Consider the following 23,013-nt stretch of genomic DNA (forward strand, 5'->3'; position numbering starts at 1 on the left):
CTGCGGCGCTTTGAAAAGGGAACGTCATGATGAGATGGATCTCGGGACTGCGCGCGGTGCTGCTCGCCTTGTCGCTGGCGGCTGCTGATAGCGCGCTCGCCGACGACACTGTCTATCCCATCACGATCAAGCATGCGCTCGGCACGACCGTGATCGCGAAGAAGCCGTTGCGCGTGGCCACGGTGAACTGGGCCAATCACGAAGTGCCGCTTGCGCTCGGGGTGGTGCCTGTCGGCTTCGCAAAAGCCAACTTCGGCGACGACGATGGCGATGGCCTGATGCCTTGGGTCGCGGCGAAGCTGAAGGAGCTTGGTGCCGTCACGCCGGTGCTGTTCAACGAGGGCGACGGCATCGACTTTGAGGCCGTGGCCGCGACGCGGCCCGACGTGATCCTTGCCGCCCATTCCGGCATGAACGCCAAGACCTACGAGACATTGAGCCAGATCGCGCCCGTTATCGTCTATCCTGAGGCGCCTTGGACGACATCTTGGCGCGACATGATCCGGCTCAACAGCGCCGGCATGGGCATGGCGAAGGAGGGCGAGGCGCTGATCGCCAAGCTCGAGGGCGAGATCGCCCAGACCACTGCGGCCTACCCCGAGCTTAAGGAGCGCTCGGCGATGTTCATCACCCATCTGCGTTCGCGCGACCTAAGCACGATCAATTTCTACACGACCAACGACACGCGGGTGAAATTCTTCGGCGATCTAGGCATGACCGCGCCCAAGAGCGTTATGGCGGCCTCCCAGCCCGGGAAATATTCCGGGTCGGTCAGCGCCGAACGGGCCGACATGTTCGACGATGTCGATATCGCAGTGACCTATGGCGGACCCGACCTCTTGCCCGCTCTCGCTGCCAACCCGCTGACGGCAAAGGTCCCGGCTATCGCCAGGCGCTCAATCGTCGTTCTCGGCAACAACCCGCTTGGCACGGCGGCCCAGCCTACGCCGCTCTCGATCTCCTGGGTGCTCAAGGACTATGTCGCGCTGCTGGCAGAAGCCGCCCGCAAGTCGAAATGACGAAGCCGCAGTCTTCCATCGTCCATCGCGATCCTCTGCGTCGCGACCGTGGCCGTGCATGGGTGCTCGTCGGTCTGCTCGCGTTGATGGGCGGGCTGATCGCGGCCTCCGTCATGGTCGGTGCGCGCGAGGTCTCGCTAGCCGAGATCGGGAGCGCGCTGCAAGGCGGTACGGCGACGAATGGCGAGGCTGCGGTCGCGGTGCGTATTCCCCGCACGGTATTGGCCCTTCTGGCGGGCGGAGCATTGGGGCTGGCGGGCGCGATCATGCAGGGCGTGACGCGCAATCCGTTGTCCGATCCCGGCATCCTCGGGGTCAATGCCGGGGCTGCGCTCGCGGTGGTCATCGGCGTCGCATGGTTCGATATCAGCTCTGCCGAGGGCTATCTCTGGAGCGCGATGGCCGGCGCGGGCTGCGCCACGCTTTTCGTTTACCGGGTCGGCTCGCTGGGGCCGGGCGGCCCGACGCCGTTGAAGCTGACGCTTGCGGGCGCTGCGACCTCCGTTGCCTGTGCTTCACTGAGCATCGCTGTTGTTCTGCCGCGAAACGACATTGCCGGTGGGATACAATCCTGGCAGGCTGGCGGAGTCGGCGGCGCGACATTCGGGCAGATCGTACCCGCCCTCCCGTTCCTGATGGCGGGCTTTGCGATCAGCCTCTTCTCGGCCCGCAAGCTCAACTCCCTGGCTTTGGGTGACGATCTCGCTGCGGGTTTAGGAGAGCGGGTCGTGCTCGCGCGCATCGTGGCGTCGGTCGGCGGCGTCCTGCTCTGCGGCGCAACGACGGCGCTGTGCGGTCCGATCGGCTTCCTGGGGTTAGTAGTGCCGCATCTCTGCCGCCTGTTGATCGGCGTCGATTACCGCTGGCTGCTGCCCTTCTCGATGGTCGGCGGTGCCTGCCTCCTGCTCGGCTCCGATGTCATCGGGCGGATCGTCGCCCGGCCCGCCGAGATCAAGGTCTCGATCATCATGGCTCTCATCGGCGCTCCGTTCTTCGTCTGGATCGTCAGGCGTCACCGGGTGCGCGAGCTGTGACGGCGATGCCCTCCCTGTCGACCGCACCTTCACGCGGCGACCAGCGTCGGCGGCGCCTGCTGCGCCAGCGCGTGGTCATCGGTGTTCTCTGTGCGACGATCCTGTGCCTCGCAGCGCTAACCCTGATGCTCGGGCAGTCCTTCACCCCACCGGGCGATGTACTGCGCGTGCTGATGGGCGAGCCGGCGGGAGCGGCAACCTTCCTTGTCGGTACCCTGCGGATGCCGCGCGCCGTCCTGGCCCTTTTGACGGGCGTCAGCTTCGGCCTGGGCGGCGTCGTGTTTCAGATCATGCTGCGCAATCCGCTCGCCAGCCCGGACATTATGGGCATCACCTCGGGCGCGAGCGCGGCCGCCGTCTTCGCGATCATCGTCCTGTCGCTGAGCGGATCGGTGGTTTCGATCATCGCCATCGTCGCCGGGCTCGTCGTTGCGCTGACGATCTACCTGCTGGCCGCGCGAAACGGTGTCGCCGGCACGCGGCTAATCCTGGTCGGCATCGGCGTCTCAGCCATGCTCCACAGCATTTCCGCCTATGTCCTGGCGACGGCGCCGGCCTGGAACCTGCAGGAGGCGCTGCGCTGGCTAACGGGCTCGCTGAACGGCGCCCAGCTGCAAGAATCCAGCTACCTCCTGCTGGCGATCGTGGTGTTCGGCGGTCTGCTGATGTTTCAGCGGCGTGATCTGGAGGCGCTGCGCCATGGCGACGATACGGCGGCCGCGCTCGGCGTCAGCGTGGCGCGGACGCGAATCGTCGTCGTCGTGGCGGCCGTGGGCATGATCGCGACCGCCACCGCGGTGACGGGCCCGATCGCCTTCGTCTCGTTCCTGTCGGGGCCGATCGCCGCCCGGATCATCGGCAACGGGGGCTCGCTGCTGGCGCCCGCCGCGCTGGTCGGCGCCGTCCTGACGCTTGCCAGCGACTATGCCGGCCAGTTCTTGCTGCCCGGCCGCTATCCTGTCGGCGTCGTCACCGGCGCGCTTGGCGCGCCCTACCTCCTCTACCTCATCATCTGCGTTACCCGCAGCGGCAGATCGCTATGACCGAGCCCCCTCGCCACAGCCTGACCGTCCGCAATCTCAGCGCCGGCTACGGCAAGACCGACATCCTGACCTCGGTCTATCTCGACGTGCCACCTGGCAAGATCACCGCGATCGTGGGGGCCAATGCGTCGGGAAAATCGACGCTTCTGCGCGCCATGTCGCGGCTTTTGACGCCCAGCCGTGGCGATGTCCTGCTCGACGGCAAGGCGATCCATCGCGTGCCGACCCGTGAACTCGCCCGAACCCTCGGCCTACTGCCGCAATCGCCGATCGCGCCGGAAGGCATTCTTGTCGACGATCTCGTGCGCCGGGGCCGCCATCCCCATCGCGGCCTGTTCTCGTCCTGGACAGCGCGCGACGAGGATGCCGTCGAGCGGGCGCTTTCGGTGACAGGTACGGCCGACCTCGCCGAACGTGCGGTGGATGAGCTTTCCGGCGGCCAGCGCCAGCGCGTCTGGATCGCCATGGCGCTCGCTCAGGAGACCGATATCGTGCTCCTCGACGAACCGACAACCTTCCTCGACATCAATCATCAAGTCGAGATTCTTGACCTCCTGGTCGATCTCAACCGTTCGCGCGGGGCGACCGTGGTCATGGTGCTGCACGACCTTAATATGGGCGCTCGCTATGCCGATCATCTAGTCGCCGTTGCCGCTGGCCGCGTCCATATCGCAGGCGCACCGGAGCAGGTGCTAACGGTGGAGACCATCGCCACCGTCTTCGGCCTCCAAAGCGCGATCATGACCGACCCCACCACGGGCCGCCCGATGATGTTGCCGATCGGCCGGCATCATCGGCTCGATGAGCCCCATCCGCCGGAGGTGCGCCAGCTATGAACGATCTCACGCCCTTCACGCTCGCTGGCGTCGCGCGCGCGTCCGACCCCGGCGACATGCTCGACCAGATTTGCGAGCATTTCGTCGAGCATGCCGAGGTCGAGCGAACGGAGTCCGGAGCCGTGCTGACCAGCGAGCTCGGCAGGATGGCGATCCGCCTTCTCGCCCGCGAGCTTCTGATCGACCTCGACTGTCCGTCGCAGGATGCGCTTCAAATGGCACGCACCAGCATTGCCGAGCACATGTTCTATTTTGCCGGGGACGAGCCGTTCGAGCTCAACTGGGCGCAGACGGTTCAGCCCACGCAGCTGCCGAACCTCCACGTCGTCACGGTCGTCTCCGCCGAGGACGTTACACCGCATATGCGGCGTGTGATTTTCGCCTGCGCCGATGTCCACCCCTTCATCGGCGGCGACATGCATGCCCGCCTGCTGATCCCGCGGAAGGGGCGGGCGCCGGTGTGGCCGGGATACAGCCCTGATGGCCGTCTGGCTTGGCCGCGCGGGCCGGACGAACTGCACGTCCGCCCCTACACGATCCGGGCCGTCGATGCCCAACGCAGCCAGCTGTCAATCGACTTCCTGCAGCATCCGCTGCCCGGCATCCCCACGCCGGGCGCCGATTTCGCTCGCGATGCGCAGACGGGTGACGTGGCGGCGCTGCTCGGGCCCGGCTCGGGCAGGCTGCCCGCCGCACAGTCCCTCTTGATGATCGGCGACGAGAGCGCGCTTCCCGCTATCGCGCGGATCGTTGCCGAAGTCCCGGCCGGAACCGACATCGAGGCGATCATCGAGGTCGCGGACGGAGCCGAGGAGCAAGCGCTGCCCTCTGCCGGCAACCTGACCCTCAACTGGCTCCATCGCAACGCTTATGCGGTGGGCGAAACCGGCGCTCTGCTTCAGGCCGCAAACAACGCAATCGCTGCCACCAAACCCGACGTCTTCGTCTGGGCAGCTTGCGAAAAGACCGACATCCGCGCGATCCGCGCCATTTTGAACAAGCGCCAGCAAGACCGTCAGAGCCGGTACGTCGCCTGGTACTGGGAAAAGTAGCCCCACCGTTATCAAACTAACCTAAACCGAAGCTGGCTTCGGGCCAACGGCTGTCGCTCGAGCGACACTCGAAGGCGGACTTTGTGAGGGAAGCTTTGCAGTCTGCCCAAGAGCAGATGAACCGTAGCGCTGATGCGACGCAGTTCAGCTCAGCGGATTGGCCGTTGTGCCGAGCGAGGTCGTGGGCATGAACCAGGCCACCGCGATGATCGTCGAGCGCCTCGCCGTTCACGACACGGAACGCCCGGAGCCCTCGAAATACTCCCCCCGAGGTCAAGACCGCCAGACGGGAAAGCGCTATTGGGTCCCAAGAAAGCGTTGGTAGTGTCCGTTGAAAAGGCTCATGAGTTCGTCATGGCCGCCCTGTTCGATCACACGGCCTTCGTTCATCACCACGATCCTGTCGGCGGTGCGGATCGTGCCGAGCCTATGGGCGATCACAAGCGTGGTGCGGCCGGCTGAGAGCTCTGCCAACGAGGCCTGGATCGCTCGTTCCGTCTCGGAATCCAGCGCCGAGGTCGCCTCGTCGAGGATCAGGATCGGCGGGTCCTTCAGAAAGGCCCGCGCGATCGCGAGCCGCTGCTTCTGGCCACCGGAAAGCTTGACGCCCCGCTCGCCGATGATCGTGTCCAGCCCGTCCGGCAGAGCTTCGACGAAGCCCTCCAGCCGGGCACGGCGTACGGCATCGCGGATGTCGGTCTCGCTGGCATCAAGCCGGCCGTAGGCGACGTTCTGGCGGATCGTGCCAGCGAACAGGAAGACGTCCTGCGCGACGAGGCCGATTTGGCGCCGCAGCGACGCCAAAGTCAGGGAGCGGAGGTCGTGCCCGTCGATGAGGATGCGCCCTGCCTGCGGCTCGTAGAAGCGCGGCAAGAGGGAGAGCAGCGTCGTCTTGCCGGCGCCAGACGAACCGATCAAGGCGACGGTCTCGCCGGCCTTCACCATGAGATCGAGTTTCTTCAACACAGGCCGGCCGGGGTCGTATCCGAAGCTGATATCCTCGAAAATGATGTCCCCCTTGAGTGCGGGCGCCGAATGGGCACCGGGCAGATCGGCGATGGTCGCCCGCTGGTCCATGAAGGCGAGGTAGCTGCGATAACCCGCAAGCCCTTTCGGATAGAGCTCGATCACAGCTGCGATCTTGTCGAGCGGGCGATAGAACACGCCGACGAGCAGCAGGAAGGCGACGAAATCGCCGATGCTCAAGCTACCGCGCACGATCATCAGCGCGCCGACCAGCATCACGACGAGCTGGACCAGCCGCATGCCAAGATAGTTCAGCATCTGGCTCGCGGCCATGATGCGATAGGCAGCGAGCTTGATCTCGCGATACCAGCCATTGTCATGCGAAAAGAGGCTGCGCTCATGGGCCTCGTTGGCAAACGACTTGACCACCCGGATGCCGCCGACGGCCTCCTCGATGCGCGCGTTGTAAGCGCCGACGCGCTCGAACTGCGACTGCCAGTTCGCGGTCATCCGCCCGCCGTAATGCGACATCACTAAACCAACGGACGGCACGGCCAGCGCGGTGAGCAGCGCCAGAACTGGATTGATCCAGAGCATGATCGCGAGCGCGCCCGCGAAGGTCAGGGCGGCGACGAGCATATCCTCGGGCCCATGGTGTGCGACCTCGCCGATATCCTCGAGGTCCTTGGTCAGCCGCCCGACGAGATGGCCGGTCTTCTGATTGTCAAAATAGCTGAACGGTAAGGAGAGCAGGTGGTCGAAGGCGCGTTGCCTCAGCGTGGTCTCGATCCGCACGCCGAGCACATGGCCCCAATAGGTCACAATCGCCGCGAATGCGGCATTGGCGACATAGAAGGCCAGCAGCCCCAGGATCGCCAGCACGATCAGACTGACGTCCTGCCACGGCAAAAGATGGTCGATGAAGCCGCGTACCGCGATCGGGAAAGCGAGCTCCAGAAGGCCGGACAGCGCAGCGCAACCGAAATCCAGCAAAACGAGACGGCGATACGGCCGATAGAGGTCGAGGATAGATGTGAGCATGGCTGATAAGGTCGGTCTCTTGCCGCGGCATGTCGTCTCGGGAACAAGGCGGCTAGTCGCTTTACCCTGCCTGCAGCGTGTCGGCACGTCCCATAACCCCGTGCTCCAGCTTTTGCCATGCCTCGGGCATCCGAGGCTGTGTCGCGCCACTTCCTGACATTCAAACGATGCCAGGAAGCGGACATGCGGCTCCGGGTCGCAATTCACACAGTGGCGTACGATTTTTCAATTCACCGTGATTTTTGGTCGAGGATCAGTGGATCATCGCTTGATCGATAAGCGGAGTGACGGGAGTTGCCGGGCTCTCAGCTCCAGAATGCACTTTGCCAGAGGCTGAGCTTTTCGCCGACGCCGTTCTGGAGAGCGTTCTCGTAAACGCGATAGCCACACATCACGTCGTAGATCGCCATGCCGCGAGCGAAGTAGACGATAACATCGTCGTCGCCGCGGCGTCCGCTGGTTTCGCCGGCAATGATCTTGCCGAGGTCGATGATCTCCTCCTCCTTGGCCAGGCCACGATCGACCATGACGCTCGGCGTCATCGTCTTGCGTTCCATGCTGATTGCGGAGTTCATGACATAGCCGTCAGCGCGCGCAAGCGTTTCGAAGGTAGCGTCCCAGATTGATAGATCGACCAGCAGGCTCCCCTTCTTCATCCAGTCCGGTGCGATATAGGCGTCGTCGATCGTCTGAACGTTGGTCGCGGGGATGACGACATCTGCATCGGCGATGGCCGCACGGGCGGAATCGACGGCGCGGACATCGATGTTCAGCTTGCTGGAGAACTCGGCGGCGAAGGCCTTGGCGCGCTCGGTATTTAGATCATAGACATAGGCGACCTCGAGCTCCGGCATGACCTCGGCAGTGCAAGCGATCGCAGCTTGATTGATGGGGCCGACGCCGATCAGGCCCAGGCTGCGTGAGCCAGGCCGCCGAAGATGCTTGACGCCGATGGCGCCCAGCGCGCCCGTGCGCATGCAGCTGATCACCATGGCATCCATCAATGCGAGTGGATAACCGGTCTCTGGATCGAGGATCGTCACCAGGCCCGAGGCGCGCGGCCCCTTGCCGTTAATCGGGTTGTCTGGATTGCTCGGGATGTTCTTCAACGCAACCTTCATGACACCGCCGTCGTCGAGATAGCCAGCATGGATGTTCGCGCGCTTTTTGCTGGGATAGCCCACGAAGTTCTTGAGCTTCTCGGCCGGGACGCCCCAGAATAGGGTCGCGGTGGGCGCCTCGATCGCCTTGCCCTGATAGGCCAGCAGCGTGGTGCGCTCGGTATCGGCAACCGTTGCGGGAACGTCAGCGGCGCCGCAGCGCACTGCGTCCTCCTGGCTGAGATAGATGAAGTTCGCTTCGCTCATAAGAAGGCTCCGTGTGTCATGTGATGTCGGCTGTCAGTCGCGTTGCCGCAGCTTTGGATCGGTCGCATCGCGCAAGCCGTCTCCGAGGAGATTCAGCGCGAGCACGGTCAGGAAAACGAAGACGCTCGGAAAGACGGCGAGCCACCACGCGTCGAGGATGTTTTCGAACCCTTCCCTGATCATGCCGCCCCAGGTCGCCGTGGGCGGCTTGACGCCAAGCCCGATGAAGCTCAGCGAGGCTTCCGTGCGGATCGCCGTCGCCATCCAGAGCGAACCCATCACGAGGATGTCGGAAATCAGGTTCGGAAGGATATGAACGCGCATGATCCGCCCATGGCCGCAGCCCACGGAGCGGGCCGCCTGAACGAAGTCCTGCTCCTTGAGCACCAATGTCGGAGCGCGTGCCAGTCTGACGAAAGGGGCGATCTCGGTCACCGCGATTGCGATGATCAGGTTTTCGAGGCTGGCCCCCAGGACCGCGGCGACGAGCATGCCGAGCAGCAGGCTCGGAAAGGACAACATGAGATCGACGACGGCCATGACGAAGGCGTCGAAACGCCCGCCGATATAGCCAGACAGCACCCCGAGAATCGTGCCGACGGTCATCGCGATCAGGATCGATAGCAGACCCACGATCAGCGAAATCCGGGCTCCGTGAATGATCCGGGACAGAACGTCGCGACCGTAGGAATCCGTGCCCAGCCAGAATTCCGATGAAGGCGGCAGGAACTGATTGACGATGTCCTGCGTGAGCGGGTCGTGCGGGGCGATGACTGGCGCGAGGACCGCGACGAGCACGATCGCGGCCAGGAGGATCAATCCAACCCAAGCGAAGGCACCGCCACGGGACACGAAGCGTCCGGTCTCAGAAAAACGGAGAATGATCGCGCTCATCGTCAAGCTGTCCGGATGCGCGGATCGACCGCGGCATAGGCAAGATCGGTCAGGATGTTTGCGAGCACCACGAATGACGCGAAGATGATCATCAGCCCCTGCAGCATCGTGTAATCACGGGTGTTGAGAGCGCCGAGGATCAGGCGGCCGAGACCGGGGCGGTTGAAGACGATCTCGGTCAGCACCGCATTTCCGATCAGCGTGCCGAAATACAGCCCTACGACCGTGATGATCGGCAGCAGCGAGTTCGACAGGACGTGCCGCAAGGCCAAGGTTATCGGAGCGACGCCTTTAGCCTGAGCCGTGCGCACATAATCCTCGCCCAAGGTCGAGAGCATGGACGCTCGCGTGACGCGTGCCACATAGGCACTCATGATCACGCCGAGGTTGAGTGCCGGCAGGGCAACTGCCAGCAGACGGTCCCAAGGCCCTGCGTTTTGGGTGGTGCCGATGACAGGAAACCAACGCAGCTGTATCGCGAAGGCGAGCAGCAGCAGGATACCCGACACGAAGGCTGGCAACGAAAGGCCTACGAGCGAGAACAAGCGACCGACGTAGTCCGGCCAGGCGTTGCGGTTGGTCGCTGCGTAGATGCCGAGCGGCAGCCCCAGCACCAGCCCGACGAGGATCGACGCGATCGCAAGCTCGATCGTGTTCGGAAGAACCCTGAGAGCCTCGTCGAGAACGGGTCGCTTGGTGACCAATGACGTTCCCAGGTCGCCCTGCAGCAGGCCGGTCAGGAAGCCGAGATACTGTTGTGAGAGTGGCTCATTGAGGCCCAGCTGCTGACGAAGCGCTTCCAAAGCACCAGCGCTGGCTTGATCCCCCAGGATCACCGCCGCTGCATCGCCGGGGACGACCCGGATGATCACAAAGATCGCCGTGAACATCGCCAGAAGCGTCGGCAAGCTGAGTGAGATGCGTTTAAATGCGTATTTCATTAGATTTCCGGGCGCTGGCCGCGGCCTGTCGATGGCAACTATCCACGGGCCATGCTAAAACGTCGATTGATAAATTCAGCCAAGGGTATTCCAAACCCTCATGCCTCGTTCAATCAATCTCCGCCAGGTCGAAGCCTTCCGCGCCGTTATGGAAAACGGCACCGTTAGCGCGGCCGCGGCCGCTCTAAACGTTACCCAGCCGGCCGTCAGCAAGCTGGTCTCCAATCTCGAACTGGATACGGGACTGCGGCTCTTCGACCGGCTAAAGGGCAAATTGACGCCAACTGCACAGGGCGCTCATCTCTATGAAGAGGTCGATCGGGTGTTTTCTGGACTTCACCAGATTGAGCGCGCCATCGAGACCGTCCGCCGCGAGCAAAAAGGGCGGCTGCTAGTCGGCGTCCTGCCCGCGCTGTCGGGCCACTTTATCCAGCACGTCACGATGCGCTTTCTGGAAAGCGAGGCGCATGTCTTCGTGTCGCTGATCGTGCGTGGCTCACCAGGGCTGGCGGACTGGCTGGTGACGCGGCAGGTCGACGTCGGGATCCTGAATGCGCGTGTCGAGCATCCCGATCTCGAGACCGAGCCGTTCCTGACCCATCCTCTGGTCTGCATCATGCCGGTCGGACATCCGCTTTCGCGCAAGGCGGTGATCCGTCCGGAAGACCTTCACGATCAACCCTTCGTCGGCTTCGACGAAGGGGTAGAGATCCGGCGCAGGGTCGATGAGGTGATGGCGAGCCATGGCTGTGAGCCGCGGCACGTCCTCAAGGCGACCACGGCTCCGACACTGTGCGAATTCGTCGCGCATGGCCTGGGGCTTTCGCTTGTGCATCCGCTGATGGCAGGCCCGGTGAAAGGGCGCGTCGCGATCCGGCGCTTCGAGCCGGCGATCGACAACCATTTTCTTCTCGCCAAAGCAACCAAGGCCCGCAATGCGGGCCTTGTCGATCTCTTTATTCAGCACGCCAGGGAATGCGGCGATCAACTGATGCGTGAGGCTCTCATCGCGTAACGGCCGTCCTCTCCGTGATCTGCGGAGCGATGTTGATCGCGCCCTTCAGCTCGTAACCGTAGTCGACCTTCTTGCTACGCGCCCAGACCTGCTGAAGCTCGAAAAGCGGCACCGCGCAGACATCCTTGTGAATCTTGTCCTGCGCGACCTTCCAATCTGCCATCTGCTTGGCCGGGTCAGCTTCCTTTCGGGCCTGTTCGATCTCGGCATCAGCCACGTCGCAATGCGAGAAGTTGGTGATCGCGGTCGGTTTCCCCACCGTCGCGGCGGAATGGTAGAACTCGGTGAGATAGGTATCCGCGACCGGAAACCGTGCTGCGCCGTAAAATACAAGGGCGCTCGCATTCTGTCGGATCTGCTGCTGATAGGTCGGATGATCGACCACCTTCATATCCAGCTTGATGCCGGCTTTGCCGAGCTGGTTCTGGATCACTTCCATGATCGGCAATTGCGAGGAGATGTTCGAGACAACGACGCTGAGCGTGATGCCGTCCGGATGTCCGGCCTCAGCGAGCAGGGCCTTCGCCTTGGCGATGTCGGGCTTCAAAGTCCAGGAGCAGTCCTCGCCGCGATAGCCGGGCGGCACCACTGAGCAGCCCTTCTTGGCGACGTCAGGACCCACGAAACGAACGATCTGATCGAGGTCAATCGAGAGTGCAATCGCCTGACGCACACGCAGATCATCCAAGGGCTTGATGCTCTTGTTGATGTGCAAGGTGCGGAATTCGCCCTGCCCGAAGATATCCACGACGACGTCCGGCCGAGCCTTTACCTGCGTCACCCAGCGCTGATCGCGGCGGCCATAAATCAGGTCGAGCTGCCCGGATTGAAAGGCCAGATCACGACTGCTGTCAGATAAAACGAAACGCCAAAGGACTTCGTCGATCTTCGGCGCGCCGCGGAAATAGCTCTTGTTGGCGACGAGTTTGACATGCTGCTGCAGAACATGCTCGGCGATCTCGTAAGGGCCGGTCCCGATGGGCTTTGCAGCGAATTCGCGCCCCATCTGCTCGACAGCCTTCTTGCTGACGATCATGCCGCCGTGAAAATTGGAAAGCAGCCCGAGCAGCCCTGCGTCTGGATACTTGAGATCGATCCTTACAGTCAGTTCGTCGAGCTTCACTACGTCCGCAATGCCCGCGAAGTTCGCAGCGAATGAGGAGGTGCTGGAGTCAGCCGCACGCTTCAGCGAAAAAACGACGTCATCGGCGGTGAGTTCGCCGAAATCGCCGTGAAATTTGACGCCCTTTCGCAGGAAAAAGGTCCACGACTTGCCGTCAGTCGACGTCTCCCAGCGAGTGGCTAAATCGGGCTCGATCTTCGCAGGATCGGCACTTCCTGGAGGGAACCTGACCAGCCCGTCGAAGAAATTCGCGATCAGCATCGAGTCGAAACCGTTCGCACGATGCGGATCGAGGTTTGTGATGTCCGAGGTCCCAACAGCGACTTGCAGCGTCTCTGCTTTGAGCGGCGACAGCGTGGCTGTCGTGGCCGCGAAGCTGGCCAAGAATGCCAAAGTGGTTTTCTTCATCTGAGCTCTCCCTGATGGGCCATCAGGCCAATGAGCTTCAATGCGGTCAATTGACATCTATCGAGCGACTTATAACCAAACGGCATACACAATCTGGCGAGGAGTAGATGCTGTGGGCGCAGAGGCTATGGCCATGGCCCTGATTGGACAAAGCGCCATAAGCGGACATCGGCGTCCCTCCCAGAACCAGACATCTGAACAACGCTTCCCATTTCTAGTTGCTTTCGCTACCGTTCGCCCCGGAACAGGTTCCGCCGCGAGGCGGATTGAAAGGGAACGCGGTGTGATGCCGTGGCTGCCCCCGCAACTGTAACCGGAGAGCCGGTCCCCGATTGGCCACTGACGACGCCTCGGCGTTGTTGGGAAGGTGGGGATCAGGCGTCGACCCGGGAGCCAGGAGACCTGCCCGTTCCGGTCACCTGAGTCCGCGGCACGGGGCGTGCCAGGGCGCGGTCGTCTTCCGTGACGGTGACATTCGATGAATGTTGCCGTGCGCCCGAGACGGGACTTGCCCTTTCTCACGGCCATGGCACCGGACGCCTCAGTGCGCCCGGCGTTGAACCGTGGGAGCCTGCGATGTCGAGCGACATCAACCGAACTCATCCGTCGCGCCGCGCCTTCGGCGCTTTCTTGGGCGTCATTCCGTTTCTGGGGTCGGGAGCGGCCATCGCGCAGAGCGGAATTGGAACAGGTGATGTCCCGCCGAACCCCAAGCGCATCGTCGTCCTGGATGCCGGGCTGGCGGGCTACGCCCTCGCTCTGGAGGCGCCGGTGGTTGCCGCGGACGTGCGCTTTCCCGATGGCCGCATCAATCGGCGCACCAGGTTCCCGCCGCTCTGGACCAAGCAGGCCGTCGCCGCCAAGGTGCAGCCCCTGCCGGCGGCGTCCGATGGCGTCGATCTCGGCGCGGTCAGGGCCGCCGCTCCCGATCTCATCCTCGCCGGCGGTCGTAATGCCGGAGGCGTCCAGAGCCGCGGCGCGATCGCCGAGCTCTCCAAGATCGCGCCGACGCTCGTCATGCCTGCGACCCTGCCGGATTGGCGCAGCGAACTCGCCTATATCGCCAAGGCCTTGGGTCGATCCGAGAGGGTCGCCGGGCTGGAAGCGGCATACGACTCCCGCGCAGGCGAGGTCGCCGGCAAGATCACCCGGCCCGAGGGCGAGATCGAGCTTTTGCAGGCGAACCCCGCCGGCATCCATGAGGACCCGTTTGCGATCGCCGCGGGAAGCGGTCTTGGACGGGCGCTCGCCGCTCTTGGTTTCAAGGTCGCCGACGCGGCCACCAAGGTTGCCGGCGCCACGCCGGACGCTGACGGACGTGTCGTCGTCCCGATCGCCGAGGTCCTCGACGTGTTCTCGGCGCCGAACCTGATCATCGTGTCCAACGGCCCGGTCAGCATGGGGCAGCTTTGCTGCGATCCCGGTTACCGTCAGCTCGACGCGGTCATCAACTACCGCAGGTGGGAACTCGACGAATCCGCCGTCCGTCCCGATTACCTCTCGGCGTTGCGCCTGCTCGACATGATCGAGAGCAACTTCCCGAAGAAGGCGTGACGATGGGCCTCTCGTTACCGACGCGCCGGGCATTGATCATAGGCACGGGCGCCATGGCGCTGATCGGTTCTTCGGCGCGCGCCGACGCCGTCGATCCAGTTCGCATCACCCATAGCCGCGGCGAGACGACCCTCGGCGCCCGACCTCGACGGATTCTCGCGGTCGGCTACAGCGACGTGGCGATCGCGCAGGCGCTCGGCACCTCTCTGGTCGGGGCGATGCGATACGGCGCGGGAGGGGATGGCCGGAACTTCCCGTGGGTTGAGCCGCCCGTGCCCGCCGACATCGCGAACGTTCCCGCCGGGCGGGTCGATTTGGACCTGATCGCCGAACTGGAGCCGGATCTGATCCTGGCGGCGACGGCCTATCACAGCTATGCCGAGCATTACGATCGGCTGGCCGCGATCGCCCCGACGCTGGTCAGCGCGGGCCGCAACCTCCGCGATCCCTTCGCCAAGCTGACGCGCCGGATCGCCCGCCTCGTCGGTGAGCCTGAGCGGGGCGAGCGGCTCGTCGCAGAGGCGGATGCGGCGATCGCGGCCTTCGCCGCACGCCACGCGGCCGGCCGCGTGCGCACGATCCTCTACGGGCAGGTCACCGCGACCTCATTCCATCCGATCGTCGACGAAACGGCCCAGGCGCTCGACCTCTTCCGCAGGATCGGCCTCAAGCCCGTCATCGGCGACGCGGGGGCCTTCGACTGCAACGGGTCCTATGCCGCGCCCCTTGCGGACATTCGGCAGCACGGCGACGTCGACATCGCGCTGCTGGCCCCGATCGGCAAGGCGCGGACCGTCGCGGAACTGCTTTGCCCGCTGCCCGGCGCGGCGGGCCTGCCCGTCGTTGCCCGCGGCGGCGCCCATCTGGTCGACGCGCATCTCTACGACGCCTTGGTCTCACCCAACCCCGTCAACATCCCCTTCATCCTCGCCCGGCTCGACGCGATCCTCGCATCGACGCCGCGGCCCCTGTCCGAAAGGTCCCCGTCGTGAAGTTGACTTTCCTCATCGGCGCTTGCGCCATCGCCTTCGTGGGGTCCTCGGCGTTCGCCGCCGGCAAGACCCATTATCCGCTGACGCTGGAGAATTGCGGTCGGAAGGTCACCTTCGACAAGGCGCCGGAGCGTGCTGTCTCGATCGGCCAGAACTCGACCGAGATCCTGCTTTCGCTCGGCTTAGCGCAGAAGATGGTCGGTTCGGCGATGTGGCTCGGGCCGGTTTTGCCGAACCTGAAGGCCGACAACGACAAGGTGCCGAGGATCTCGGTCAACCAGCCGAGCTTCGAGGCGGTCGTGAAGAACGATCCCGACCTGGTCGCCGCCCAATTCGTCTTCGACGTCGGGCCCAACGGTGTGGTCGGCAAGCGCGAGCAGTTCGAGGAGCTTGGGGTCGCGGCCTATATCTCGCCCGGCGATTGCGCTTCGAAGGACAACTCGATGCGCGACGGCTCGCGCTCGAAGCTCTTCTCAATGGACTCAATCTACCAGGAGATCACGGAGCTGGCGGCGATCTTCGACGTCCAGGACAAGGGCGATGCCTTTGTCGCCGAGCTGAAGGACCGCGAGGCCAAGGCGATCGCCTCTGTCTCCGGCAGCAGGCCGGCCAACGTGTCGATGATGTTCTGGTTCTCGTCGTCAAATCTGGCCGGCGACGCCTGGATGGCCGGCAAGAACGGGGCCCCCGGCTACATCGCGCAGAAGCTCGGGGTGACGAACCCGATCCAAACCGACGAGGAATGGCCGGGCATCAGCTGGGAGGCCGTGGCCGCGGCGAACCCGACGGTCATCGTGGTAGGCACCATGGACCGCCGCAAGTTCCCCGCGGATGACCCGAAGATCAAGATCGAGTTCATGGAGAAGGACCCTGTCGTCAGCAAGCTCGACGCCGTCAAGAACAAGCGCTTCATCGAGCTCAGCGCCCAAGCGATGAACCCGACGATCCGGACCATCGACGGCATCGAGACGGTCGCTGCCGGCCTGAAGCGGCTGAAGCTCGCCGAGTGATGCCGAGCCCGATGACCGATGCCCCCGCGGGCCTCCGACTGACCCGCCCGCTGGAGGAGACACCTGAGCGTCGCGCCGAGGCGCGGCGGTTCTGCCTCGACGTCATCAAGGACTTCTACGGCTTCGATTACCGACGGGACTGGCACGCCGATCTCGACGGCCTTGTGGCCGACGACGCCGACTGCTGGTTCTCCGCTGCCAACCGCGGCGCCTTCTGGGCGCTGCGGAACCCCGAGGACAGGATCGTCGCGACGGCGGCCCTCTACACCCTCGATCGCAAGCCCGCCCTAGCGAAGGCCTTCGCCGATCGCTACCCCGACGCTGCGGCGATCCCGCAATTGGCTCGCGTCTACGTTGCCGCCGATCGGCGCGGCCAGGGCATCGGGGGCTGGGTAAGCGACCTCGCCGAGGCCGAGGCGACCCGGCTGGGGTTCAAAACACTCTACCTCCATGCCAGCGCCCACACGCCGTCGACGCTGGCGTTTTGGCGAAGCCGCAGCTTTACCGGGTTCGCAAATGCCGATGGCACGGCGCATTTCGACAAGCGTCTGGCCTGAGGTCCACGCGGGATGGAACGAACGGCAATCCACCACCTTGAGCGTGCTTGACTTGTAACGATATAACATTGCATTGAATGGGCCCGTCATCTGAGAGCGGCCTCGCCATGCATTCGCCCGACACACGCCTGCCCGTCACCGTGCTTTCCGGCTTCCTCGGAGCCGGCAAGACCACGCTTCTCAATCATGTGCTGAACAACCGCGAAGGCCTCCGCGTCGCGGTCATCGTCAACGACATGAGCGAGGTGAACATCGACGCCGATCTGGTGCGCGAGGGCGGCAGCAATCTCTCGCGCACGGACGAAAAGCTCGTCGAGATGAGCAATGGCTGCATCTGCTGCACCTTGCGCGATGACCTTCTGGCCGAGGTGCGCCACCTCGCCAACGCTGGGCGCTTCGACTACCTGCTGATCGAAGGCACCGGCATCGCCGAACCCCTGCCGATCGCCGCGACCTTCGAGTTCCGCGACGAGGATGGCCTGTCGCTGTCCGATATCGCCCGGCTCGATACGATGGTGACGGTCGTCGACACGCTGAACCTGCTGAAGGACTACGGCTCGCGCGAATTCCTGCGGGACCGCGGCGAGACGGCAGGCGACGGCGACGAGCGAACGCTTGCCGATCTCCTCGTCGAGCAGATCGAGTTCGCCGATGTCGTCGTGCTCAACAAGTTCGACGAGGCAACGACCGAACAGCGCGACGCGGTCGTCAAGATCGTGCGGGCGCTCAATCCGGATGCCCGGCTCGTCGAGACCACGTTCGGTCGCGTCCTGCTCGATGCCGTGCTCGATACCGGGCTGTTCGATCATGAGAAGGCGCAGGAGCATCCGCTCTGGCACAAGGAGCTTTACGGCTTCAAGGACCACGTCCCCGAGACAGAGGAATACGGGATTTCCTCCTTCGTCTATCGGGCCCGCCGTCCGTTCCACCCGACGAAATTCAACGAAGTGCTCGGAAAGACCTGGCCCGGCCTGATCCGCGCCAAGGGGCATTTCTGGCTGGCGACGCGGCCCGATTGGGTCGGCGAGATGTCGCTGGCCGGCGCGATCTGCCGGACAGAGGCGATGGGCTTGTGGTGGGCGGCGGTCCCGCGCGCGCGCTGGCCGGACCACCCCGAATGGAAGGCGATCCTGGACCGGAACTGGCATTCCGTCTGGGGCGACCGTCGCCAGGAACTCGTCTTCATCGGTGCCGGCATAGACGAGGCTGCGATGCGCGCCGCGCTCGACGCCTGCCTGGTCGGCGAGACGCCGACCATCACCTTCAGGCCCGAGCGCTATCGCGACCTGCCGGACCCGTTCCCGCAGTGGCGCCGCGCCGAGGCCGCCTGACCCTTCTCTCCTCGACCGAAAGGACATCCGCATGCTTTCCATTGTCCCCAAGCGCGCCCGCACGCTCGCATTCGCCATCGCACTCCTTGTGGCAGCGGGAGCCACAACGGGCGGATCAGCATGGGCTCAGCACAAGGGCCATGATCACACGCATGGCCACTCACATGGCGCGAAGGTCGATATCCACAAAGGCTACTTCAAGGACGACCAGGTCAAGCCGCGCACGCTGCAAGACTGGGACGGCGAGTGGCAGTCGGTCTATCCGCTCCTGAAGGATGGCACGCTTGACCCGGTCATGGCGGCGAAGGCCAAACAGGAAGGCAAGAGCGCGAGCGAGTACCGCGCCTATTATGAAACCGGCTACAAGACCGACGTCGGCCGCATCGTCATCAAGGGATCGACCGTGACCTTCACGCGCGGTCAGCAGTCCGCCAAAGCCGATTACGTGTCGGACGGCTATGAGGTCCTGACCTACCCGAAGGGCAATCGCGGCGTGCGCTTCGTCTTCAAGAAGGCCAGTGGAGACGAGGCGGCGCCGCAGTTCATCCAGTTCAGCGATCACGACATCGCCCCAGAGGTCGCCGAGCATTTCCACCTCTACTGGGGCAACGACCGCGCGGCGCTTCTCAAAGAGCTGACCAACTGGCCGACCTATTACCCGGCCGAGCTGACGGGACCGCAGGTCGTCAAGGAGATGCTCGCCCATTGAGCGACGCAGTCGCCATGCGCGAAGTACCGCGCATGGCTCGACGGGCGATCAATCCCAGCTCAGCGCGCCGCCGTTCTGATACTCGATCACACGGGTCTCGAAGAAGTTCTTCTCCTTCTTCAAGTCCATTGCCTCCGACATCCAGGGGAACGGGTTCTCGGTCTCGGCGAAGACCGGCTGCAGGCCGAGCTGGGCGCAACGGCGGTTGGCAATGAAGTGCATGTATCGCTCGCAGAGCGCGGCATTCAACCCGAGGAAGCCGCGCGGCATGGTATCCCGGCCATAGGCGGCCTCCAGCTCGGCGGCATCGCGGATCATGCCGCGCACCTCATCCTGGAAGGCCATCGTCCAGAGATGCGGGTTCTCGATCTTGATTTGGTTGATCACGTCGATGCCGAAGTTCAGGTGGATCGACTCGTCGCGCAGGATGTATTGATACTGCTCGGCGATCCCGACCATCTTGTTGCGCCGGCCGAGCGACAGGATCTGAGCGAACCCGGTGTAGAACCACATGCCCTCGAAGATGGCATAGAAGGTAATCAGGTCGCGCAGCAGGGCCTGGTCGTTCTCGGGCGTGCCGGTCCGGAAGTCCGGGTCTTCAATGGTCTGCGTGTGCTTCAGCGCCCAGGCTGCCTTCTCGGTGATCGAGGGCACCTCGCGATACATGTTGAACAGCTCGCCCTCGTCGAGGCCGAGGCTCTCGACTATGTATTGGAAGGTGTGCGTGTGGATCGCCTCCTCGAAGGCCTGGCGCAGGAGATACTGCCGGCATTCCGGGTTGGTCAGGTGGCGGTAGATCGCCAGCACGATATTGTTGGCGACGAGGCTCTCCGACGCGGCAAAGAAGCCGAGATTGCGTTTGAGCATCCGCCGCTCATCCTCGGTGAGGCCGTCCTTCGACTTCCACAGCGCTATGTCGGCCTGCATCGAGACCTCGGTCGGCATCCAGTGGTTGTTGCAGCCGGCGAGATATTTCTCCCAGGCCCATTTGTATTTGAGCGGAAGGAGCTGGTTCACGTCGGCGCGGCAGTTGATCATCCGCTTCTCGTCGACGCTGACGCGTCCGCCGGAGCGGTCGATCTCGCCTAGGCCGGTGGCGTCGGGGGCGACTGACGGGTTACCGGCGAGGATCGCGGGATGGGTGGTGGAGGCGTCTGGCTTGCTGTCTGACCAGTCGAGCATCGTCATGGTTCCTTGGGTTCCGACGGTCACTGGCACGCTTCGCAGGTCGGATCGTCAATCGAGCAGGCGTTGGGGACGGCCATGCCGTTCTCAAGCGGGATGTCGACGAGGATCGGCGCGGCTGCCTTGGCTGCGATCGGCGTGGCCGACACCGCATTGAGCTTGCCGTCGGTGCCCTTCAGCGTCGATTTCTCGACATGGGTCGCCGACAGCGCGCGCAGGTAATAGGTCGTCTTCAGGCCGAGCCGCCAGGCGAGCCGATAGGCCTCGTCGAGCTTCCGGCCGGAAGGCTGGGCCATGTAGAGGTTGAGCGACTGCCCCTGGTCGATCCATTTCTGGCGGCGCGCGGCGGCGCGGATCAGCCAGCTCGTCTCGATCTCGAAGGAGGTCGCGTAGAGCGCCTTGAGATCGTCGGGCACGCGGTCGATGCCGCTGACCTTGCCGTCATAGTATTTCAGGTCCGAGACCATGACCTCGTCCCAGAGGCCATGCGCCTTGAGGTCGTGCACCAGCCCGGCATTCACCACGGTGAAGTCGCCTGACATGTTCGCCTTGACGTAGAGCTGGCTGTAGGATGGCTCGATCGACTGCGAGACGCCGACGATGTTGGAGATCGTCGCGGTCGGCGCGATCGCCATCGTGTTGGAGTTACGCATGCCGGTGGTCTTGACCCGCTCGCGCAGCGTTTCCCAATCCAGCGTCGAGGAGCGATCGAGCTCAACTTCGCCGTCGCGGGCCTCGGACAGGATTTCCAGCGAGTCGATCGGCAGGATGCCCTTCGACCAGAGCGAGCCTTCGAAGCTCGGATAGCGGCCGCGCTCGGCGGCCAGATCGACCGAAGCCGAGATCGCAAACCAGCTCACCGCCTCCATCGACGTGTCGGCAAAGGCGACCGCGCCTTCCGAGGCCGCAGCCAGGCGCAGCGTCTGGAGCGCATCCTGGAAGCCCATGATGCCGAGACCGACCGGGCGATGGCGCAGGTTCGAGCGGCGCGCCTCCGGGATGGTGTAGAAATTGATGTCGATGACGTTGTCGAGCATGCGCATCGCGGTGCCGACCGTCCGCGCCAGGCGGGCCTGATCGAGACCTTGTGCCGTGACATGGGCGGCGAGGTTGACCGAGCCGAGATTGCAGACTGCGACCTCAGCGTCCGAGGTATTCAGCGTGATCTCGGTGCACAGGTTCGAGGAGTGCACCACGCCGGCATGCTGCTGCGGCGAGCGCAGATTGCAGGCGTCCTTGAAGGTGATCCAGGGATGGCCGGTCTCGAAGAGCATTGTCAGCATCTTGCGCCAGAGTTCGAGCGCGTTGAGACGCTTGAACACCTTGATCTGGCCGCGCTCCGCTTTGGCCTCGTAGGCCTCGTAAGCCGCCTTGAAGAGTTTGCCGTAGAGGTCATGCAAATCGGGCACTTCGTCGGGCGAAAACAGGGTCCACTGCCCGCCCGCCATGACACGCTGCATGAACAGGTCGGGAATCCAGTTCGCCGTGTTCATGTCATGGGTGCGGCGGCGCTCGTCGCCGGTGTTCTTGCGAAGGTCGAGGAACTCCTCGATGTCGACATGCCAGGTTTCGAGATAGGCGCAGACCGCGCCCTTGCGCTTGCCACCCTGGTTGACGGCGATGGCGGTGTCGTTGGCGACCTTCAGGAAGGGCACGATGCCCTGGCTTTCGCCATTGGTGCCCTTGATATGGGCGCCCAGGCCCCGAACCGGCGTCCAGTCGTTGCCGAGCCCGCCGGAGTATTTGGCGAGCAGGGCATTGTCCTTGACCGCCTTGAAGATGCCGTCGAGATCGTCTGCAACCGTGGTCAGGAAGCAGGATGAGAGCTGCGGCCGCAGCGTGCCGGCATTGAACAGGGTCGGCGTCGAGGCCATGAAGTCGAACGACGACAGCAGGTCGTAGAACTCGATGGCGCGCGCCTCGCGGTCGATCTCGCGGATGGCGAGGCCCATGGCGACGCGCATGAAGAAGGCCTGCGGCAGCTCGAAGCGGTTGCCCCGCACGTGCAGGAAATAGCGGTCATAGAGCGTCTGGAAGCCGAGATAGTCGAACTGGAGATCGCGCTCGGGCTTCAGCGCCGCGGCCATGCGGTCGAGATCGAAGCGGCCGAGTTCGGGGTCGAGCAATTCGTTGGCGATGCCGGTCTTCACATAGGCGTGGAGATATTCGCCATAGCGCCCGGCCATCTCGGCTTGAGTTGCCTGCTCGGTGCGGCCATGGACGAAGCTCAGCGCTTCGCGACGCAGCTTGTCGAGCAGGAGGCGGGCCGACACCTTGGAATAGTTCGGCTCGGTCTCGACTAGCGTGCGCGCCGCCAGGATCGGCGCCTGTGCCAGTTCGTCGAGCGAGATGCCGTCATAGAGATTGCGCCGCGCTTCCGTCAGTACGGCTTCCGCCGAGACGCCATCGAGATCGGCGCAGGCCTCGCGGATCACGGTTGCGAGACGGACTGCGTCGAGCGGCACGAGAGCGCCATCGGCGGCCTTCATCCGCAGGGCCGGCGCGGCGACCACGACGGGCTTGGTCTCGGCTTTGGCGCGGGCGCGCTCCTGCGCACGCTCCTCGCGATAGAGCACATAGGCGCGGGCGACCTTGTGGTGCTCGGAGCGCATCAGCGCGAGCTCGACCTGGTCCTGCACGTCCTCGATATGGAAAGTCCGGCCGGCATCAGCGCGGCGGGTCAGGCCGGCGACGATCTGCGTGGTCAAATCGGCGACGATGTCGTGGATGCGGCGCGAGGCGGCGGCGCTGGAGCCCTCGACCGCCAGGAACGCCTTGGTCAGCGCGACGCTGATCTTCGAGGCGTCAAAGGGCGTGACGCCGCCATTGCGGCGGATGATCTGAAAGCCCGGCTCGCTCGCTGCGCGCTGCTCGCTGCCCGGCGAGGCATCAACATAAGGCGTCGCAGGGCGCATGGTATCGGTCGCGAGGGACAT

19 protein-coding genes and 1 riboswitch are annotated in these 23,013 nt (G+C 64.1%); of the genes, 12 read left to right on the forward strand and 7 right to left on the reverse strand.

From position 1 onward, the window contains the following. The first annotated feature begins 26 nt into the window (after positions 1-26). The 5 genes from AC1DR6_RS01370 to AC1DR6_RS01390 are packed head-to-tail and all read left to right on the forward strand — an operon-like array spanning position 27 to position 4,984. Positions 27-1,019, forward strand: coding sequence for an iron-siderophore ABC transporter substrate-binding protein (locus tag AC1DR6_RS01370; RefSeq protein ID WP_476827383.1), 993 nt, complete (start codon positions 27-29; stop codon positions 1,017-1,019). After that, positions 1,016-2,053, forward strand: coding sequence for a FecCD family ABC transporter permease (locus tag AC1DR6_RS01375; RefSeq protein WP_476827384.1), 1,038 nt, complete (start codon positions 1,016-1,018; stop codon positions 2,051-2,053). The genes AC1DR6_RS01370 and AC1DR6_RS01375 overlap by 4 nt, the downstream gene beginning before the upstream one ends. Positions 2,054-2,058: 5 nt before the next feature. Beyond that, the gene (locus AC1DR6_RS01380) at positions 2,059-3,096 is read left to right on the forward strand and encodes a FecCD family ABC transporter permease (RefSeq protein WP_476827385.1); all 1,038 of its coding nucleotides are present in this window, start codon (positions 2,059-2,061) and stop codon (positions 3,094-3,096) included. Continuing rightward, the gene (locus AC1DR6_RS01385) at positions 3,093-3,932 is read left to right on the forward strand and encodes an ABC transporter ATP-binding protein (RefSeq protein WP_476827386.1); all 840 of its coding nucleotides are present in this window, start codon (positions 3,093-3,095) and stop codon (positions 3,930-3,932) included. Before AC1DR6_RS01380 ends, AC1DR6_RS01385 begins: the two co-directional genes overlap by 4 nt. After that, positions 3,929-4,984, forward strand: coding sequence for a DUF2218 domain-containing protein (locus AC1DR6_RS01390; protein WP_476827387.1), 1,056 nt, complete (start codon positions 3,929-3,931; stop codon positions 4,982-4,984). The genes AC1DR6_RS01385 and AC1DR6_RS01390 overlap by 4 nt, the downstream gene beginning before the upstream one ends. A gap of 297 nt (positions 4,985-5,281) precedes the next feature. Here the strand turns inward: AC1DR6_RS01390 and AC1DR6_RS01395 are convergent, their stop codons facing one another. From AC1DR6_RS01395 to AC1DR6_RS01410, 4 genes are all read right to left on the reverse strand, one after another. After that, entirely contained in the window at positions 5,282-6,991 is a 1,710-nt protein-coding gene (locus tag AC1DR6_RS01395; protein WP_476827388.1) for an ABC transporter ATP-binding protein, read from the reverse strand. 305 nt (positions 6,992-7,296) lie between these two features. After that, the gene (locus tag AC1DR6_RS01400) at positions 7,297-8,358 is read right to left on the reverse strand and encodes a hypothetical protein (protein ID WP_476827389.1); all 1,062 of its coding nucleotides are present in this window, start codon (positions 8,356-8,358) and stop codon (positions 7,297-7,299) included. A gap of 33 nt (positions 8,359-8,391) precedes the next feature. Then, a complete protein-coding gene (locus AC1DR6_RS01405) occupies positions 8,392-9,252 on the reverse strand; it encodes an ABC transporter permease (protein WP_476827390.1) in 861 nt (286 codons plus the stop codon). 2 nt (positions 9,253-9,254) lie between these two features. Further along, entirely contained in the window at positions 9,255-10,193 is a 939-nt protein-coding gene (locus AC1DR6_RS01410) for an ABC transporter permease (RefSeq protein ID WP_476827391.1), read from the reverse strand. Between the two features lie 100 nt (positions 10,194-10,293). On the opposite strand from AC1DR6_RS01410, the gene AC1DR6_RS01415 reads away from it, so the two are divergent. After that, positions 10,294-11,208, forward strand: coding sequence for a LysR substrate-binding domain-containing protein (locus AC1DR6_RS01415; protein ID WP_476827392.1), 915 nt, complete (start codon positions 10,294-10,296; stop codon positions 11,206-11,208). On the opposite strand, the gene AC1DR6_RS01420 is transcribed toward AC1DR6_RS01415, so the two are convergent. Next, entirely contained in the window at positions 11,198-12,796 is a 1,599-nt protein-coding gene (locus AC1DR6_RS01420) for an ABC transporter substrate-binding protein (protein WP_476827393.1), read from the reverse strand. The two genes, AC1DR6_RS01415 and AC1DR6_RS01420, sit on opposite strands and share 11 nt — an antisense overlap. A 172-nt stretch (positions 12,797-12,968) precedes the next feature. Further along, positions 12,969-13,163, forward strand: a riboswitch (cobalamin riboswitch). A gap of 152 nt (positions 13,164-13,315) precedes the next feature. Between AC1DR6_RS01420 and AC1DR6_RS01425 the strand changes: the two genes are divergently transcribed. The 6 genes from AC1DR6_RS01425 (at position 13,316) to AC1DR6_RS01450 (ending at position 18,892) form a co-directional block, all read left to right on the forward strand. Next, positions 13,316-14,293, forward strand: a complete 978-nt coding sequence (locus AC1DR6_RS01425) for an ABC transporter substrate-binding protein (RefSeq protein WP_476827394.1) — start codon at positions 13,316-13,318, stop codon at positions 14,291-14,293. Between the two features lie 2 nt (positions 14,294-14,295). Further along, positions 14,296-15,285: an ABC transporter substrate-binding protein gene (locus tag AC1DR6_RS01430; RefSeq protein ID WP_476827395.1), complete on the forward strand. Its 990-nt coding sequence runs from the start codon at positions 14,296-14,298 to the stop codon at positions 15,283-15,285. Next, positions 15,282-16,295 (forward strand): ABC transporter substrate-binding protein, encoded by a 1,014-nt coding sequence (locus tag AC1DR6_RS01435; RefSeq protein WP_476827396.1) that lies wholly within the window; start codon positions 15,282-15,284, stop codon positions 16,293-16,295. Before AC1DR6_RS01430 ends, AC1DR6_RS01435 begins: the two co-directional genes overlap by 4 nt. A gap of 11 nt (positions 16,296-16,306) precedes the next feature. Beyond that, entirely contained in the window at positions 16,307-16,852 is a 546-nt protein-coding gene (locus AC1DR6_RS01440) for a GNAT family N-acetyltransferase (RefSeq protein ID WP_476827397.1), read from the forward strand. A 107-nt stretch (positions 16,853-16,959) separates the two neighbouring features. Continuing rightward, entirely contained in the window at positions 16,960-18,183 is a 1,224-nt protein-coding gene (gene zigA, locus AC1DR6_RS01445) for a zinc metallochaperone GTPase ZigA (RefSeq protein ID WP_476827398.1), read from the forward strand. A gap of 31 nt (positions 18,184-18,214) precedes the next feature. Further along, the gene (locus AC1DR6_RS01450) at positions 18,215-18,892 is read left to right on the forward strand and encodes a ZinT family metal-binding protein (RefSeq protein ID WP_476827399.1); all 678 of its coding nucleotides are present in this window, start codon (positions 18,215-18,217) and stop codon (positions 18,890-18,892) included. A 48-nt stretch (positions 18,893-18,940) separates the two neighbouring features. Here AC1DR6_RS01450 and AC1DR6_RS01455 read toward each other — a convergent pair whose 3' ends face one another. Further along, positions 18,941-20,074, reverse strand: a complete 1,134-nt coding sequence (locus tag AC1DR6_RS01455) for a ribonucleotide-diphosphate reductase subunit beta (protein WP_476827785.1) — start codon at positions 20,072-20,074, stop codon at positions 18,941-18,943. Positions 20,075-20,100: 26 nt separating this feature from the next. Next, positions 20,101-23,013 (reverse strand): ribonucleoside-diphosphate reductase subunit alpha, encoded by a 2,913-nt coding sequence (locus AC1DR6_RS01460; RefSeq protein WP_476827400.1) that lies wholly within the window; start codon positions 23,011-23,013, stop codon positions 20,101-20,103.

It is taken from the genome of Allobosea sp. P5_A5 (genome assembly GCF_056400625.1).

Coding starts and splice junctions, on each gene's coding strand:
- AC1DR6_RS01370 (WP_476827383.1), top strand. CDS start 27: ATGATGAGATGGATCTCGGGACTGCGCGCGGTGCTGCTCGCCTTGTCG.
- AC1DR6_RS01375 (WP_476827384.1), top strand. CDS start 1,016: ATGACGAAGCCGCAGTCTTCCATCGTCCATCGCGATCCTCTGCGTCGC.
- AC1DR6_RS01380 (WP_476827385.1), top strand. CDS start 2,059: ATGCCCTCCCTGTCGACCGCACCTTCACGCGGCGACCAGCGTCGGCGG.
- AC1DR6_RS01385 (WP_476827386.1), top strand. CDS start 3,093: ATGACCGAGCCCCCTCGCCACAGCCTGACCGTCCGCAATCTCAGCGCC.
- AC1DR6_RS01390 (WP_476827387.1), top strand. CDS start 3,929: ATGAACGATCTCACGCCCTTCACGCTCGCTGGCGTCGCGCGCGCGTCC.
- AC1DR6_RS01395 (WP_476827388.1), bottom strand. CDS start 6,991: ATGCTCACATCTATCCTCGACCTCTATCGGCCGTATCGCCGTCTCGTT.
- AC1DR6_RS01400 (WP_476827389.1), bottom strand. CDS start 8,358: ATGAGCGAAGCGAACTTCATCTATCTCAGCCAGGAGGACGCAGTGCGC.
- AC1DR6_RS01405 (WP_476827390.1), bottom strand. CDS start 9,252: ATGAGCGCGATCATTCTCCGTTTTTCTGAGACCGGACGCTTCGTGTCC.
- AC1DR6_RS01410 (WP_476827391.1), bottom strand. CDS start 10,193: ATGAAATACGCATTTAAACGCATCTCACTCAGCTTGCCGACGCTTCTG.
- AC1DR6_RS01415 (WP_476827392.1), top strand. CDS start 10,294: ATGCCTCGTTCAATCAATCTCCGCCAGGTCGAAGCCTTCCGCGCCGTT.
- AC1DR6_RS01420 (WP_476827393.1), bottom strand. CDS start 12,796: ATGTCAATTGACCGCATTGAAGCTCATTGGCCTGATGGCCCATCAGGG.
- AC1DR6_RS01425 (WP_476827394.1), top strand. CDS start 13,316: ATGTCGAGCGACATCAACCGAACTCATCCGTCGCGCCGCGCCTTCGGC.
- AC1DR6_RS01430 (WP_476827395.1), top strand. CDS start 14,296: ATGGGCCTCTCGTTACCGACGCGCCGGGCATTGATCATAGGCACGGGC.
- AC1DR6_RS01440 (WP_476827397.1), top strand. CDS start 16,307: ATGACCGATGCCCCCGCGGGCCTCCGACTGACCCGCCCGCTGGAGGAG.
- zigA (WP_476827398.1), top strand. CDS start 16,960: ATGCATTCGCCCGACACACGCCTGCCCGTCACCGTGCTTTCCGGCTTC.
- AC1DR6_RS01450 (WP_476827399.1), top strand. CDS start 18,215: ATGCTTTCCATTGTCCCCAAGCGCGCCCGCACGCTCGCATTCGCCATC.
- AC1DR6_RS01455 (WP_476827785.1), bottom strand. CDS start 20,074: ATGCTCGACTGGTCAGACAGCAAGCCAGACGCCTCCACCACCCATCCC.
- AC1DR6_RS01460 (WP_476827400.1), bottom strand. CDS start 23,013: ATGTCCCTCGCGACCGATACCATGCGCCCTGCGACGCCTTATGTTGAT.